The following is a 16,644-nucleotide window of genomic DNA, read 5'->3' as shown; positions in this document are numbered from 1 at the left end:
TTTTCCATATAAATAGCTTGGTTATTGCAAATGCGTATTCACAAAGTCCACCAATTACATAAAGAAAGATTAGCACGTTCTACAAAACCCTTTAATGCGCGTGGTGCTAATGTTAACCGTTGTGAGTACTGCCAAGTACATAAAGACTACTGCATTTGTGAGCATCAACCAGACGTTCAATCTAACGCGGCTTTTTTGTTAATAATGTTTGATACTGAAGTTTTAAAACCAAGCAACACAGGCAAACTTATTGCAGACTTAATTCCTGAGACTCATGCTTATCTGTGGTCTCGCACTGAGCCAAATCCAGAGATGCTTGCTTTATTGCAAGATGACTCGTATCAACCGTTTGTTATTTTCCCTGAAGAGCAGATTGAAAATAAAGCGCTAGTCACTAATGATATTGTAGTTGCAGAGGGCAAAACGCCTTTATTTATTTTACTTGATGGCAGCTGGCGTGAAGCAGGCCGTATGTATCGTAAAAGTGTTTACCTACATCAATTGCCTGTGTTGTCATTTAATAGTGAGCACCTGTCTAGCTACATTATGCGTAAAGCATCAAAAGATCATCAGCTTGCTACGGCAGAAGTAGCAAGTTTGGTATTGGATTTATTTGGTGAAAAAGAAAATGCGAAGCATCTAGAGTGTTGGTTTGAGCTATTTCGAGAGCACTACCTTTACAGTAAGCGACCAGTGAAGGGAGCAGAAAGAGGGATGGGGTTAAAACGTTTGGTTGATTTTCGTACAGAACTGAAAGAAAGCAACCAAATCTAATGGGGATTTGAGGTACATTTCACACAAAATAGAAGGTAATTCCGCCTAGGTCACAGTCTGTATTTATATAAATTAGGTAAGATAACACCATAAAAAATTTAAAATAGATTAGGACAAGGATACCTTATGTACTACGGTTTTGATGTAGGCGGCACAAAGATTGAATTTGGCGCGTTTAATGAAAAATTAGAGCGCGTTGCCACTGAACGAATTCCAACACAAACAGAAGATTACGCATTATTGGTTGATGACATTGCTGGCTTAATTGCAAAATATGATGCTGAATTTGGCGTTGAAGGTAAAGTCGGTTTAGGGATCCCTGGAATGGAAGATGCCGAGACAGGGGCGCTATTAACAAGTAATGTTCCTGCTGCTAAAGGCCAATTTTTACGTAAAGACTTAGAAGCAAAAATTGGTCGTTCAGTAAAAATTGATAACGATGCAAACTGTTTTGCACTATCAGAGGCGTGGGACGAAGAATTAAAAGACTCTCCATCAGTTATGGGCCTAATTTTAGGCACTGGTTTTGGTGGTGGTTTAATTTTTGATGGTAAAGCATTCTCTGGTTACAGCCATGTAGCAGGGGAGTTAGGCCACTCTCGTTTACCAATCGATGCATGGTTCCACCTTGGTGAAAACGCGCCGTTATTAGGCTGTGGTTGTGGTAATAAAGGCTGCTTAGATAGCTATCTTTCTGGTCGTGGTTTTGAACTACTTTATGCGCATTATTATGGCGAACAAAAGAAAGCGATTGATATCATTAAAGCCCATGCCGAAGGTGATGTGAATGCGGTAGAGCATGTTGAGCGCTTTATGGAGCTGTTAGCTATTTGCTTTGCTAACCTGTTTACCTGTTTTGACCCACACGTGGTTGCATTAGGCGGTGGTTTATCAAACTTTGAATTGATTTATGAAGAGTTGCCGAAACGTCTTCCAAAGCACTTATTATCAGTAGGTCGCGTGCCTCGTATTATCAAAGCAAAACACGGTGATTCTGGCGGCGTTCGTGGTGCAGCATTCTTAAATATTAAAGACTAATCTTGACTCAATATTTAGAATAGAAAATGCAGATACAAAAAGAGCCTCATGTTGTTTGTTATTACTAACAGATAAACAGAGGCTCTTTTTTTTAAATACAATCAGCTGTTTAGCTAAAAGTTAAATAACGGAGTCGTTATTAAGCACAGCATTTTTTGTATTTTTTACCACTACCACAAGAACAAGGTTCGTTGCGGTTAGGTGTTTTTTCAAAGCGAGTTGTTTTTGGCTTGTTTAAAACGCCTTCAAGCTCAAGAATATTTTCTTCTTTCTCAGCATTCACTTCGATGTTTGCGAATAAGTTGTGCTCAGTAAGCTGCGCTTCAATTTCAACTTTACGCTCTTCTGTTTGAACAACTAAAGTTAGTGGTGCTTCTTCAGTACCTAACTTAACGTCACGCTTGGTGTTAAAACCAGAAAGAACGTGATTTTGACGAGTTTCGATACGACCTTTGAAGAACATTTTAGACATCTTGGAGCCTTATAATTTTTGAACACAGTATTTTAGGCACTTTATACCATCAAAGTGCCTAGCAATAAACTAGAATAAAGCTCTAAATATAATTAAGACAGAGTCTGGTGTCAGTATTCATACTTTCCTTGCTGCTCGAGGATTAGCCGACGATCCTTTTCTAACTGTTGGCGTAACTCTTCTTCAGTTGGTAGTTCTGTTATATATTTAGAAGCGAAGAGTTGTTCACTCTCATTGAGGACTGAATATTTTGCTACTGTTTTATTGTTTTCAGTACACAGTATTAAGCCAATAGTAGGGTTGTCATCACTGCGTCGCTTTTTTTCTTCATACATTCTTACATACATATCCATCTGACCTACATCCTGATGAGTCAATTTATGCATTTTTAGATCAATCAGTAAAAAGCATTTTAGATGAAAATTATAGAAGACGAGGTCGATGTAATAGTCACCATCATCTGTTGTAATGCGTTGTTGACGTTCAACAAAAGCAAAACCTTTTCCTAATTCAAGTAGAAATTTTTTGAGGTTATCAATGAGCCCTTGCTCATTTTCTTGAAGAGAGTCGTTCGGTAAACCAAGAAAATCAAAAATGTAAGGATCTCGTAGATAGTTTTTTGCTGATACAGCAAGAGCATCAGTGTGTTGCTTGGCTTCATCTAAAACAGGTTTAATCGCTTTATTATCAGTTTGGCTAGCCAGTAAGCGTTCATAATAGAGAGTACCAATTTGACGTTCTAGGGCTCGAGCAGACCAAGATTGCTCAATAGATTCTTGCATATACCATTGACGGGCCTTATTGTTTTCTATGCGAGTAAGGATACGGTAATGAGTCCAACTCAATTCGAGACGCAGTGAGTCTCGAATTGGAAAATATAAAAATAGAGCTCTCATTTTTCTAAGATTTGTAACATCAAATCCTTTTCCAAACTCTTTAGTTAAAGAAAGTGATAATGCTTTTAGAGTCCCTTTGCCGTATTCAGCTCGGCTTTGTCCTTGTTGTTCATCTTCTACGATCAAATGTCCTATCCGCCAATATGTTTGAACCATCGTTGAATTAACAGCTTGAGCAACGTGTTTATGGCTGCGGTTTAATACATCTCGAATACTGTCTAGTAATACGTTTGATTGTGGTATTAATGGCTTAGTTATAATGTCCTCGTAGCTTTGAAATAATAATTTTGGTAATTACTAGCACATTCTTTTTGATTAAATCATTTAATTGCATTGGGATAATGAAGGATTGCTCTTGAAAATATATAAGCTTCTCTTTTGATTGTTTTAGAAAAAAGCAAAAACGAGACTGAAGTCAGAAAAGATAAGAAATAGAATGATAAAAAAGCCCCACAAACGTGAGGCTAGATTCGATATTGTTTAAGAAAGATACACAGTGTTATACACGTGAGTTTAACGGAATAATTGTCACTTTCTGACCAATATCTACCGACTCAACCTCAGGTTGCACTTCAATTAAGCAGTTGGCTTCACTCATTGAACGTAAGATGCCCGATCCTTGCTTACCTGTGGTTACCACTTCCATTTGACCATTTTGGTTAATCGAGTAAATACCACGGCTGTATTCAGTTCGGCCAGTACGAGAACGAATAAACTCTTTAGCAATTGCCGTAAAAGTCTCAGGTTTCCAGTCATCTTCGCCTTGAAGTTTACGTAATGCAGGCTCAACAAACTGTAAGAACGCCACCATTACCGCAACAGGGTTACCCGGTAAACCAAAGAAAGGGCTATCACCAATATGACCAAAGGCAAGAGGGCGACCCGGACGCATATTGATACGCCAGAAATTAATATTGCCTAGTTTATCTAAAATCGTTTTGATGTAGTCCGCATCACCAACCGACACACCACCAGAAGATAAGATCATATCCGCTTGTTGTGATGCTTGAGAAAGCGTTGATTCTAAAGCAGCTTCACTGTCTTCAATGATACCGAAATCAATCACTTCACAGCCGATTTTCTGTAATAACGCAGTCAGCGTAAAGCGGTTAGAGTCGTAAATAGAGTTGGCTTTTTGTGCTTCACCCGGCGCTTGAACTTCATCACCTGTCGAGAAGATAGCCACTTTTGTTTTAACGATAACAGGGACAGAAGCAATGCCTAAAGAAGCAAGCATACCGACTTCAGGAGCCGTAATGCGTGAGCCTCTTGCTACACAGATTTGGTTTATAGCAAGGTCTTCACCAGCTAAACGAACATTTTGCCCTTTACGAATGCCTGATTTACCCGCGTCGAAACGTACTTGGTCAGCTTCTTGAATCGCTTGTTCACGCATGATCACCGTATTACCATTTTCAGGCACAGGCGCACCCGTCATAATTTTTGCGGCTTCACCATGCTGAAGAGGGCGATCATAGCTGTGACCTGCCATGATTTCAGCAACGACCGTATAGCTTTCACGCTCTAAATCATCACCACAAATCACATAGCCATCCATTGCTGAATTGTTATGTTGAGGAACATTAATCGGCGATAAAATATCTTGAGCAGCTAATGCATTAATCGACTCAACTAAAGACACATTACTTTGTGAATTTAGAGGTGTGATTGCTTCTAAAATCTTAGCTCTTCCTTGGCTAACAGATAAAAGCGCAGGAGATAACTCGTCGCAGTTAGCGGATAGGTCACTTTGTTGTTTATGCTGATGCTGTTTTACGTAGTCAACAATGAACGCAGTGATAGCATCGGTATCATTGATATCCATTTGCGGTAGTTCTGATTCGGCTTTGGAATCAGAGGCAATCGCAATAATGTTGTTATCTTCAGGGAAAATCCAAGGCTTGCCGATTTCATCACGATGTAATTCAATCTTGGTGTATGGCAGCTGTTTAAAGCCTTCAATAAGAATCAAATCAAGTTCAGTTTGATCTAACTTATTGATGAGTTGTTGGCAGGTCGTTTCTTCATCAGGCGTTTCAGTAATCAACGCATTACGAAAACGAGAGCTAATCAACATTTGGCTTGCACCCGCTTTACGTAAGCGGTAGCTGTCTTTACCTTCTTGGTCGATATCAAAATTATGATGAGCGTGTTTAATGACTGCGACTTTTAGTCCCATATCAGTCAATTTTGGTAATAGCTTTTCTAATAATGTCGTTTTACCTGTGCCGCTATAAGCAGCAAAACCCAATAAAGGGATAGACGCAGTCGTTAAGCTCATAATAAAGATCCAAATTGTTCGAGTTCTTGAGGGCTATTCAAATTGATAAAAGCATTAGGGTAGTCAGAGAAATCAGCAAATACGGTATTACACTCTTTGTATAATAGGATGATTTTTCTGTCACCGCGCGCTAAGAAGGCATCAATTTTAGGAATAATGCGTTTGTGCATTAAAGTGACGACAGGTTGCATGTACTCACCATCGTGAGCAACAACAATATCAGTGTCTTCTTTTACCGCATCGCAAAGCAATGAAACTAAATTGCTCGGAAGGTTAGGGGAATCACAAGGAATAAATCCAACCCAGTCAGAATTCATATTTATTAGGCCAGAATGCATTCCTGCCAATGGACCAGGGTATTCACTAAACTGATCTGGAAAGGTGACCGCGTAACGTGAATATTCTTCAGTACTGCGGTTAGCATTGATGGCAATCTGGTCAGTTTGAGGTGTTAATGTATCTAAAGCGTGCTCAATTAACGGTTTATCTTGAAATAGAACAAACCCTTTATCTTTACCGCCCATACGACGAGCTTGTCCACCCGCTAAAATTACCCAACTAGTTTGCTTTGGCTGGAGCATATTTATCCTTGCTAACGATCACTTTTAATGGGGTTGATTCTATCAGCTTTGCGTCTGAAATGGTCCATTGACGATGACAAATTTCAGTTAATGCGTTGGTTTGGTGACTGGTGACAACAATGCTAGAGCCACGTTCAAGGAGATCTTTCGCCATAATAACCAATAAATCGATGGATTCTTGATCAACACTGGCACTTGGCTCGTCCATTAGCAGTATAGAAGGTTTTAGCACCCAAGCTCGTGCCATAGCGACACGTTGTTTTTCACCACCAGATAAAACAGAAATATGCTCGTCAGCTAACGTTTCAAGACCAACCATGCGTAGCGCATTGATCACCATATTGCGTTTTTCAAGTTTATTCATGGTGGTGTATTTCATGCCATAAATAACGTTATCGAAAACGGTACCATCAAATAAAAATGGGTTTTGATGAAGGTACACAATTTGGTTATTGCCTGAGCGACCAAATAAGCGTGCAGTCCAATGGGGTTGGTTCAGATTAAGCTTGCCAGTCGTTGGGTTTTGTAATCCAGATAAAATCTTAAGTAGTGTTGTTTTACCTACACCATTAGCGCCACGTAAATAGACAGACTCTTTTGGTCCTAATGATAAATGTGGGATATGGAAAAGCACACGATCATTAAATCGCATCGATAGATTATCGGCAGTAATTCTTATTGTCATTTTTTATGCCTACTAAGTACGTAAATACCCTTTACCACGAGTGATAGAGAGTAAAAAATTTAATACCAAAGCTAAAATTAATAGCACCATACCAAGGGCAACCCCTTGAGCAAACGCACCTTTTTGGCTTTCCATAGCGATTGCGGTTGGAATGTTTCGTGTTGCATTAAAGATGTTACCGCCGACCATCATCGAGCAGCCGACTTCAGTAATAATTCGAGAAAACCCAGCAATAACGGCGGCTAGGATAGGGAATCGCGTTTCCCAAATTAAACTACCAAAAGCACGTGGTAATGAAGCGCCGAGGGTAAATGCGGTTTCCCATACACGTCGGTCACTGTGTTGAAATGCGCCGTGCATCATGGCAACCATGATAGGAAAACAGATGAACATTTGACCGATGATCATCGCTTCTTGAGTAAAAAGTAATTGCCAATCGCCAAGAGGTCCAGATCGAGAAAGAACCATATACAGCAATAAGCCAATTACCACAGTAGGTACAGATTGTAACGTGTTAATAATAGAGAGCAGTAGCCACCGCCCAGGAAACGAGCCATACGCAAGCGCAAACGCCAACAAGAGTGCTGGCAATAACACAACCGCCATTGCAAATAGTGAGACAGAGAATGAAACACCAACGATGCTCCATAATGCAGCATCACCGCTAAACAGTAATTGAATGGCTTCGTGAGAGGTGGCTAAGATAGTCATGGATTATTTAGCGTCCGCAGTGAACAGTTTTTTACCATTAAGAGTAAAGCTATCGATCATTGCTTGGCCTTTATCACTAATTAACCAATCACTGAATGCTTGAGCGCCTTTCGTATTTAAGTTCTTGTAACGCTCAGGGTTAATCAGAATCACTTGGTAAGGGTTAAATAGACGCTTGTCGCCCTCAACCATGATCTCAAGATCAAGTTTGTTTTGGTAAGCTAGCCAAGTACCACGGTCTGTTAATGTGTAGGCTTGTAGTTCAGAAGTCATGTTCAATGTTGGTCCCATACCTTGGCCAACGGCTTTGTAGCCACCAAAGTTTGGTTCAATCTTAGCTTGAGACCATAAAATCAATTCTTTTTTGTTTGTGCCAGAGTCGTCACCGCGAGAAACGAAAGTAACGTCTGATTCCGCCATGTTCTTGAATGCCGCAGTCACGTCTTTCATGCCGTGAATGTGTGCAGGATCGGCTTTAGGACCAACTAGAACAAAATCGTTATACATTAATGCTTTTGGATCAACGCCATAACCTTTTTCAACAAAGTTTGCTTCCGCTTTAGGGGCGTGAGTCATTACTAAATCAACATCACCATTTTCGCCCATTTTTAGCGCTTTACCTGTGCCCGCTGCCAATACTTGAACTTCGTAGCCAGAATCTTTTTTAAATTCAGGCAATAGGTAATCAAGTAAACCAGAGTGGTAAGTACTTGTTGTCGTTGCAAGACGAACGATACTAGCATCATCTGCATATACGTTCGTTGCAGAAAAAGAACCAAGAGCCAGTGTAGCCATCACTGTAAACGTACTGATTTTATTGTTCATGTTATATCCATGTAGTGTTATTAAAATTACTGCAAGTGCAATAAATGAATAGACTCATCGCCATTAAAGCAATCACTATGCCAGAAATAATATTGATAGTATCATCTTTAACTTAATGATATTTAAGCGATTGATGGGTATTCTGACATAAAAGCCCTACAAAAAATGTGACTAGGACAAAATGTCTCATACGAAAGGATACATTTTGTAGAATACAGGGTAGAATAATTAGGACATTTTGACCCACATATCTTGTTAAAGCGTATAAATTAGGAAACTCTATGGTCTCGAAATTAGATTGGAATGCATTTTCAGTGCTTGTTGTTGATGATGAAGTAGGTATGCAAACCATACTAAAAAAAGCATTAAGCAAACAATTTGGACAGGTTCATACTGTTGGAACCATTGAAGATGCCGAAGCCATTCGCCAATCTCACCATCTTGATTTGATTATTCTTGATATTAATTTACCGGGCCAAACTGGACTAGAATGGCAAGAGAGCATAGCTTCTGACTCTCGAAACTACGACGTCATATTTATGACCGGATACGCAGAGTTAGACACTGCAATTCAGGCATTGCGATTAGGGGCTGCTGATTTTATTTTAAAACCGTTTAATCTCGAAAATATGCTGCAAGCGGTGAAGCGTTGTATGGATCGTCGTTTAGTTGAACGCACTAATTTTGCACTGCAACGAGAAGTGGAAAAAAATAACCCAATTGAAATGATCGGTAATGCGGAAAAAACCATAGAGCTAAAACAGATGGTTGCTCAACTGGCACCATCAAATGCCGCAGTTCTTATTGAAGGTGAATCAGGTACAGGTAAAGAGCTTGTGGCTCGTGGTTTACACCAATTAAGTCACCGTAAGGGGCCGTTTGTTCCTCTTAACTGTGGTGCTATTGCGCCTGATCTTCTTGAAAGTGAATTGTTTGGTCATACATCAGGTGCCTTTACTGGAGCTAAAAAAGGACGTGAGGGATTATTTAGAGTCGCTAACGGTGGAACTCTATTTTTAGATGAGATTGGTGAAATGCCAATAGGGATGCAATCGTCTCTTTTACGTGCTTTAGAGCAAAAAGCCATTCGACCAGTGGGTTCTGAAAAAGAAATTCCAGTTGATGTTCGTATTGTAGCTGCAACCAACCGTAATTTATTAGAAGAAGTTGAAAAGGGTAATTTCAGAAAAGATCTCTTTTATCGCTTAAATGTTCTGACGGTATCTTTACCCGCTCTGCGTGAACGTAAAGCGGATTTGGCCTGCTTAACAGAACATTTTTCACACATGATAGCGAAAGAAATGGGATTAAAACCAATTCATTGGGCGCATGAAGATATCGTTGCGATGGCTCAATATGATTGGCCCGGGAATATTCGTGAGCTGAAAAATATGATTGAGCGTTGTATTTTACTCGGTAAACCGCCAGTAGATCATTGGGCTAGTCTTCAAGGTGATGTGCCATTGCAGCAACCATCATCTAGCCAAGAGCAAGTTTTAGATAAAGAACCAACGGAATGTACGTGTATGCCAGAAATGGATGAATACCCTGAGCAGTGGACATTAAAAGAAGTTGAAAAGAAGCACATCATCACGGTGGTAGAGCTGCATGATGGAAATAAATCTGCTGCTGCAAGGCAACTTGGTGTTGCTCGTAAAACATTAGAAAGAAAATTTAAAGAGTGGAGTGAAGAAATCGCATGATGCTGTCTTTGTCGTTATGGAAGCGACGTGTTCAAACCATGGTGAGATATCGATTACTGTGGCTAAACTCGGTCCCACTGTTTTTAACACTATTAGCGCTTGTTGTGATTACCGCATTTTGGTCGGTACATTATACCTGGCAAAATGCACTTAATGATGTAGGAAGTAAACTTTCTGTTGCCAATAATAGCATTGTTTTTTTACAGAAAGAGCAAGGAGCAGAGCTTCGCGGTTTTGTTGAGTCTTATCAATTTCAAATTAAACTAAAAGAGAGAGATTCTGACTTTACAAACTGGGTAAGAGATCAAGCAGGGAAATACAATTCAGATTATATAGCGCTTCATCCCATTAGTTATGTTGATCAGTTACCTGCAACTATTGTAAAAGCATTGTCACTGGGGATCTCTCGGACATTTTTCCAAGTCATGGAACAAGATGATTTGAATAATATTTCACCTGTATTGGCCTCTAAAGCTTATGTTGTCAATAAAGAGGACAACAGCATAGAAAAGCGAGGACTAATCAGCCGTACTTTAATTCCTATTTTTAATGAGCATGGCCATTTAGAGTGGATTGTAGATAGCGGTATTCTTTTAAATAACAGCACCTTCTTAGTTGATCGCATTCGAGACTTAATTTATCCAGAGGGCGATCTAGCCGCTGATAATTACGGGACGGTCACGTTATTTCTAGATAATTTGCGTATTAGTACTAACGTGCCATTACATAATGATTTTGCGAATAAATCACTTAATCAAGGCCGTGCTATCGGAACGACGGTATCTGCGAAAGTAAAAAACAACGTAATAGAAAACGGAGAGCGCTGGGTTAATAGGGCTTATGTATATAACGACTGGTATATTTCCGCTTATCAACCAATTAGAGACATGAATGATAAGGTGATCGGAATGCTCTATACCGGCTACCTTGAGTGGCCACTGTTAAAACAATATTTACAAAATTTAGTTGAGGCAGGAGTAACAATATTAATTACTCTTTTATTATCGACTATTTTTGTGCACCGAGGTGCCAGGGATCTCTTTCAGCCAATAGAAAAAATCCATTATGTTGTTAAATCAGTACAGATGGGAAAAGACGTTCGTATTGGTGATTTAGGTCTTAATAATCATCATGAACTTGCAAGTTTAGCTCAGCAGTTTGACAATATGCTCGATCAACTTCAGCAACGAAACTTGGAGATTCAACGGGCCTCAAAAGATCTTGAGTCAAAAGTGGAATCAAGAACCGCCAGTTTGCATGAAAAAACCATTGAGTTAGAACAATACATTAAGTTGCTCAAACAAGCTCAAGATAAGTTAATCATGAGTGAGAAGTTGGCCTCTTTAGGGGAGCTTACCGCAGGTATTGCGCACGAGATCAATAACCCAACCGCCGTAATCTTAGGTAACACTGAGTTGATTAAGTATGAGCTTGGGGAGGGCGCGGAGGTTATTTCAGAAGAGCTTGATGCGATAATGGAGCAGATAGATCGAATTCGTAATATCACGCGCAGTTTGTTGCAATATAGCAGACAAGGTGGGATTCAAGATCAAGTTACTTGGCAATACATAAATCCTATTATTGAAGAAAGTGTCACTTTAGTTCGAACCGGGGCACATAAGCGAGATATCGAGGTGGAGTTTGACTTTGAACAGCCACCACGAGTAGAAGTGAATCGCCATCATCTGCTACAAGTATTGGTTAATTTACAGATGAATGGTATTCATGCCATGAACAGTAAAGGGAAGTTGATCATTCGAAGCCGTACATGGTGTGAAGAAGGCGAAGAACGTGGTGCTATTATTGAGGTGGAAGACTTTGGTAGTGGAATGACTTCAGAGCAATTAAGTCGGATCTTTGACCCATTTTATACCACCAAACGAGAGGGTACTGGGCTTGGTCTTTCTGTCTCTCAGAGTTTACTCAGCCAAACGGATGGGGAAATTAAAGTTCGCTCGCAACTTGGAAAAGGCTCGGTATTTACGGTTTATTTGCCAACAAAGTCTAATCAGCAACAATACGATAATTTGGTTGGTTAATCGTAATCCTAAGATACGGTGGGTAAGTGAGTAAGAACGACGAGAAAAGAAATGTTATCTGACTCACAAATTTATGCACTAAGGTCTCAAATTGGTTTTTTTTTAAGCGGAGTGTTTATAAAAAGTCTTGAAATTTAATTAGTGATATTAGATAGTTAGCACGTCCGGTTATGACCCCGAACAGTTCCAAATTAAGCCACATTTTGAGACGTGTGGCTTTCCTTTTCTTCTCTTTTCAATATTTTTCACCCTCTTAAACAAGTCTGTTTTTTTGTCTGTTTACTCATTCTTGAGATTTATACCTATGTAATAAATAGGTCAGATAATTAATGGAATTGGTATTATTCGTATATATGAATTGAACATGAACAAACCACTCATGCTTTGTTAAGCCATTGCTTTGTATTATTTATTCCAAGTTACTTTTATAGCGAATAAATGGAGAATATAAAGATGAGCCCACTAAGTATTGTAATCATCACCCTAAATGAAGAAAAACGCATTGGTCGTTTATTGGAAGATTTAACAAAACAAACAAATCAAAACTTTGAAGTGATCATTGTTGATTCAAACAGCGAAGATGCCACATGTGAAGTTGCTCAGGCCTTTGAAGCGAGCATTCCTGATCTAACGATTCACAAAATGGATAAACGTGGTGTTAGCCTAGGTCGTAATACTGGCGCATCACTCGCTAAGCATGAACGCTTACTATTTTTAGATGCCGACGTAAGCCTAAAAGCAGATTTTCTTGAGAGAGCAGCAACACAATTAGCTGAGAAAAAATTAGAAGTTGCTGGTGTGTATATGGGCTCTAAAGGGCTTCCTATTGCTCATAGAGTAGGCTACGCCTTATTTAACTTAGGTTTATTTGCTACTCAATTCACTTTTCCAACCGCCGTTGGTGCGTGTATTTTCTCAACAAAGCGTGCGCATAAAGATCTTCAAGGTTTTGATGAAAACATCACTTTATGTGAAGACTGTGATTATGTGAAACGAGCAAGTCAAACATGGCGATTCCGCTTTTTGTCAATGACGTTTGAGTTTGATCCACGTCGATTAGATCAAGATGGTTTATTTACGATGGGATCTACGTATTTAAAAGCCAATGTCCGTCGTTTTTTCTTTGGTGAAATGCGCAATAACGAGATGGAATATAAATTCGGTCATTATTCTGAGCAAAAGTAACCAGCATAGGTAAGCGTGCTTATGTATGATTCTATGGCATTATTTACGGGCGCATTATTGGATGCGCTCATAGGGCCAAATTTATTTGTTCCGGGTGAACCGTTCTTAGTTGCAGCCGGTTTTCAGCTTCATCAAGGCGTTTGGGCTGGCGTTATTGCGGTATTGCTTGGTGGTCTTATTGGTGATCAACTCAGTTATTGGATTGGACGTCGCTTTGGCCGAAAGGCTCAGACACGATTAATTAACTGGCAACCAAAAACTCGCCGTCCCATTGCTCGCTGTCGCTTGTTACTTCAAAGAAAAGGTAATTCGGTCTTACTGTTTGCTCGCTTATTAGGACCAGTGGCTTGGATCGTTCCTTTTATCGCTGGTGTAAATAATATCGAGTGGCGACGATTTTCATTGTTTGCATCTATTGGATTACTACTTGGCGTGGGTCAATTTGTCTTATGGGGGTATTTACTCTCTTATGGGATTGATGCCTTTCCATGGATGAGTGATATGACACTATTTGTCACCGAGCATAAACAATCAATAGTTACCTTGTTACTGATAGTTATTTTTTTCGTGATGGCAAAGAAGTTTCAATGGAAAGATATTCGTCATTGGATCATCACAGAGTTTACTCATCGCAAATAATTAGGGTCGTTTGACCCTAATTTAGATTGTCAGAATACGATGTTTAATAAAGCAGAAAAACGATTATTCTTTTACTAGTGGGAAGGTTAGGGTGGCTTTTAGTCCTCCCATTGCACTCTTTGATAACTCAAGCGAGCCGCGATAACTGTGTGCCATTTCACTCACGATATTTAGCCCAAGACCTGTTCCTGGAGTAGTTTCATCCAAACGGATACCGCGTTTAATGACTTGCTCAAACTCTGATTCAGGAATACCCTCACCATTATCCTCAATCATGATACGAATTTGATTTGCTTCAACTTGCTCAGAATGAACACGGATCATTGAATGCGCCCATTTATACCCATTTTCAAGTAGATTCCCTAGCATTTCATCGAGATCGGTCTTATCGACGGCGATATGATCTTCACTGTCTAACTCATTTATTAATATCACTTCACGTTCAGCATAGACTTTATCAAACGCCATTGAGATCGCATCTACTCGTTCAGAGGGTGAGGTAGCCACTGAGAGGATATTCATTGAACCTGCCATGCGAGCACGACTAAGGTGATAATCAATATGTGCTTGCAGTTGAGCAATAGGGGCAGACAGACGATTTTTATCTTCAACGCTCAAATATTCTAATTCATTTTTAAGTACCGATAGAGGCGTCTTTAATGAATGAGATAAATTACCTGCATGATGACGAGCACGTTCAAGTAACTCTTGGTAATGAAATAATAGTGCGTTGAGATCAGAAACTAATGGCGCGATTTCTTGAGGATAATGCTGACTTAATGCCTGTTGTTCACCTTTACGCAGCATAACTAACTCAGATTGCATTTTAGCTAGAGGGCGAAGTGACCAACTGACTTGAATACCGATAAGAAATAAAACCCCACTAAATAATAAGCCAAGAATGATCCAGAGCTGGCCTGTAAGTTGATGTAAGGTTTTTTCTAATGGATCTTCATCAAGACCAACAGTGATGGTTATTGGCTGTTTAATTTCAGGAAGGTAAATATTTTTTTGTATATAAATAAGTTCTTCGTTATTAGCGCCTTTCACTTTTGGGTTAATAGATAAATTATCTTCTTTGAATGTGAGCTTTTTATCCCACAAAGATCGCGAACGAAGATCATCACCTTTAGTTGATGCGCTCCAATAAAGGCCACTGTAAGGCTGACTAAAGCGAGGATCAGATAAACGCGATGGCATGATGAGATTACCTTCGCTATTCACTTCGATATTAGCGGTGATCTCATCCATTGAAAGCGATAACTGACTTTTTACATCTTGGACTAGATAATCGTTTACTAATTTAGGGATACCAATTCCCGCAGCAAATATCATGGCAGATAGCCAAAAAGCCGCAGCAAGAAGCAAGCGGCTTTTTAGACTCAATTTTTTGAAGGTATCTTTGAATTGTCTCGGTGATGTATTCACAGTAGACCTTTTATATTTTAAGGGTTTAGTTGGTAGCCAAGACCACGAACCGTTTTAATAATTTGTGGTGCTATTTTTTTACGAATTCGACCGATAAATACTTCAACCGTGTTTGAGTCACGATCAAAATCTTGTTTATAAATGTGTTCAACTAAGGTAGTTCTTGAAATAACCTTATCGGGATTATGCATAAAGTAGGCAACAACTTTGTACTCTAGTGCCGTTAAACTCACGGCTTGATCTTGCCAAAGTACTTTTGAGCTGCGTGTATCTAAACTTAATTCCCCAATTTTTAAAATAGGAGAAGCGTTACCAGAAGCGCGACGTAATTGAGCACGAATACGAGCGATCAATTCAACCATTTCAAAAGGTTTGGTTAAATAATCATCGGCCCCTGCATTTAACCCTTCAACACGCTGAGATAGGGTATCGCGAGCACTTAGAATAATGACGGGTGTATTGATGTTTTCATCTCGAATACTTTTCAATACGGTTAGCCCATTTAACTTAGGGAGCCCGAGATCGAGAACAATCGCATCCCACTCTTCTGTTGTTGCGCGATATAAAGCATCGACACCATCTTGAGATAATTCTGGAACCCAATCAGCACTTTCTAAGGTTTCTACAATTTGTTCACCTAAGCGTGGGTCATCTTCTACGACTAAAATTTTCATTATTATTCTCTTAGTGATTATCTTTTTTGTTGTTATTTAAGAGCTGCGCGAATATCGCGGCCTTTAATCTCTGTAATTGCTAACGTTGCTGCATCATATTCAACTTTGATTATATTGTTTTCATGTACCAGTTTTAATTCGTAGGTCCATTCATTGTCGTCTTCATCCAGCTCTACTTTAATTATTCGGCCATGAAAGTCTTTCTCAACCATAGCGTAAAGCTCAGAAAATGGCTTTACTAAACCGGCTTGAACCGCGTCATAAACTTCATCTTGATCTTCATCGATATCTATTTTAACGCCATTTTGATGAACATCTTGAATGAGCTGATGTCCATCAGGGTGAGCATTCGCAAAAGCACTTTGTGATAATGGGAAAAAAGTGAATAGGGCAGCAAGGTATAAGGCTGATTTTTTTAGCATGATGCTTCCTAATTAAGTCAATACAACATCAGTATAAAACAGCGAAGATGAATAGAACATGAATTTTATTCTGAAGATAGTCGGATAAGAAAAGTTCAATATTCTCTAATCACAATGAGTTATTTTGATAAATGTGTAAATTATTATAGGTTGTTGTGGTGTTTTATGGTGTATTTTGTAGGTTGTTGATTTTATGGCTTAAATTTTAAATTTAGTGATTAAAATCATAAATATTTGACTGTTTTTTTGCCATTTTTAAAAATATTTCACTGGTTTTACGTTTTTTAAGCT

Annotated in this window: 15 protein-coding genes and 1 pseudogene; 6 read left to right on the top strand and 10 right to left on the bottom strand. The window is 39.2% G+C overall.

Annotated elements, in window-relative coordinates; genetic code table 11:
* The first annotated feature begins 30 nt into the window (after nucleotides 1-30).
* Entirely contained in the window at nucleotides 31-774 is a 744-nt protein-coding gene (locus tag PVK63_RS03520; protein WP_130087214.1) for a tRNA-uridine aminocarboxypropyltransferase, read from the top strand.
* 126 nt (nucleotides 775-900) lie between these two features.
* A complete protein-coding gene (nagK, locus tag PVK63_RS03515; RefSeq protein WP_130044577.1) occupies nucleotides 901-1,812 on the top strand; it encodes an N-acetylglucosamine kinase in 912 nt (303 codons plus the stop codon).
* A gap of 139 nt (nucleotides 1,813-1,951) precedes the next feature.
* Here the strand turns inward: nagK and PVK63_RS03510 are convergent, their stop codons facing one another.
* The 7 genes from PVK63_RS03510 to PVK63_RS03480 form a co-directional block, all read right to left on the bottom strand.
* On the bottom strand, nucleotides 1,952-2,284 hold the full coding sequence (locus PVK63_RS03510) for a PBPRA1643 family SWIM/SEC-C metal-binding motif protein (protein ID WP_105054831.1): 333 nt from the start codon (nucleotides 2,282-2,284) through the stop codon (nucleotides 1,952-1,954).
* Nucleotides 2,285-2,394: 110 nt separating this feature from the next.
* Complete coding sequence (locus PVK63_RS03505) at nucleotides 2,395-3,393, bottom strand: PDDEXK nuclease domain-containing protein (protein WP_242511073.1); 999 nt, start codon at nucleotides 3,391-3,393, stop codon at nucleotides 2,395-2,397.
* Nucleotides 3,394-3,679: 286 nt separating this feature from the next.
* Entirely contained in the window at nucleotides 3,680-5,461 is a 1,782-nt protein-coding gene (locus PVK63_RS03500; RefSeq protein ID WP_130087210.1) for a bifunctional molybdopterin-guanine dinucleotide biosynthesis adaptor protein MobB/molybdopterin molybdotransferase MoeA, read from the bottom strand.
* On the bottom strand, nucleotides 5,458-6,042 hold the full coding sequence (mobA, locus tag PVK63_RS03495; protein WP_130044571.1) for a molybdenum cofactor guanylyltransferase MobA: 585 nt from the start codon (nucleotides 6,040-6,042) through the stop codon (nucleotides 5,458-5,460). The genes PVK63_RS03500 and mobA overlap by 4 nt, the downstream gene beginning before the upstream one ends.
* Nucleotides 6,020-6,727: an energy-coupling factor ABC transporter ATP-binding protein gene (locus PVK63_RS03490; protein WP_130044570.1), complete on the bottom strand. Its 708-nt coding sequence runs from the start codon at nucleotides 6,725-6,727 to the stop codon at nucleotides 6,020-6,022. Before PVK63_RS03490 ends, mobA begins: the two co-directional genes overlap by 23 nt.
* Nucleotides 6,728-6,739: 12 nt before the next feature.
* Nucleotides 6,740-7,438 (bottom strand): ABC transporter permease, encoded by a 699-nt coding sequence (locus tag PVK63_RS03485; protein ID WP_130044569.1) that lies wholly within the window; start codon nucleotides 7,436-7,438, stop codon nucleotides 6,740-6,742.
* Nucleotides 7,439-7,441: 3 nt separating this feature from the next.
* Nucleotides 7,442-8,263 (bottom strand): substrate-binding domain-containing protein, encoded by an 822-nt coding sequence (locus PVK63_RS03480; protein ID WP_130087208.1) that lies wholly within the window; start codon nucleotides 8,261-8,263, stop codon nucleotides 7,442-7,444.
* A 281-nt stretch (nucleotides 8,264-8,544) separates the two neighbouring features.
* Between PVK63_RS03480 and PVK63_RS03475 the strand changes: the two genes are divergently transcribed.
* From PVK63_RS03475 to PVK63_RS03460, 4 genes and pseudogenes are all read left to right on the top strand, one after another.
* Nucleotides 8,545-9,966, top strand: a complete 1,422-nt coding sequence (locus PVK63_RS03475) for a sigma-54-dependent transcriptional regulator (protein WP_130087206.1) — start codon at nucleotides 8,545-8,547, stop codon at nucleotides 9,964-9,966.
* A complete protein-coding gene (locus PVK63_RS03470; protein ID WP_130087204.1) occupies nucleotides 9,963-12,005 on the top strand; it encodes a sensor histidine kinase in 2,043 nt (680 codons plus the stop codon). The genes PVK63_RS03475 and PVK63_RS03470 overlap by 4 nt, the downstream gene beginning before the upstream one ends.
* A gap of 453 nt (nucleotides 12,006-12,458) precedes the next feature.
* Nucleotides 12,459-13,190, top strand: coding sequence for a glycosyltransferase family 2 protein (locus tag PVK63_RS03465; RefSeq protein ID WP_130087202.1), 732 nt, complete (start codon nucleotides 12,459-12,461; stop codon nucleotides 13,188-13,190).
* A 21-nt stretch (nucleotides 13,191-13,211) separates the two neighbouring features.
* Nucleotides 13,212-13,784 (top strand): annotated as a pseudogene (locus tag PVK63_RS03460) (DedA family protein); the annotation flags it as partial.
* Nucleotides 13,785-13,892: 108 nt separating this feature from the next.
* Here the strand turns inward: PVK63_RS03460 and PVK63_RS03455 are convergent.
* From PVK63_RS03455 to PVK63_RS03445, 3 genes are read right to left on the bottom strand one after another with little or no spacing between them, the layout of a single operon-like run.
* A complete protein-coding gene (locus tag PVK63_RS03455) occupies nucleotides 13,893-15,257 on the bottom strand; it encodes an ATP-binding protein (RefSeq protein WP_274439845.1) in 1,365 nt (454 codons plus the stop codon).
* 17 nt (nucleotides 15,258-15,274) lie between these two features.
* A complete protein-coding gene (locus tag PVK63_RS03450; protein ID WP_130087196.1) occupies nucleotides 15,275-15,931 on the bottom strand; it encodes a response regulator transcription factor in 657 nt (218 codons plus the stop codon).
* Between the two features lie 32 nt (nucleotides 15,932-15,963).
* Entirely contained in the window at nucleotides 15,964-16,353 is a 390-nt protein-coding gene (locus tag PVK63_RS03445; RefSeq protein WP_274439844.1) for a PepSY domain-containing protein, read from the bottom strand.
* Nucleotides 16,354-16,644 lie beyond the last annotated feature (291 nt).

Origin of the sequence: Aliivibrio sp. S2TY2, from assembly GCF_028765525.1 — a bacterium.
Classification (GTDB): domain Bacteria; phylum Pseudomonadota; class Gammaproteobacteria; order Enterobacterales; family Vibrionaceae; genus Aliivibrio; species Aliivibrio finisterrensis_A.
This window is presented reverse-complemented; position numbering and strand designations above follow the sequence as displayed.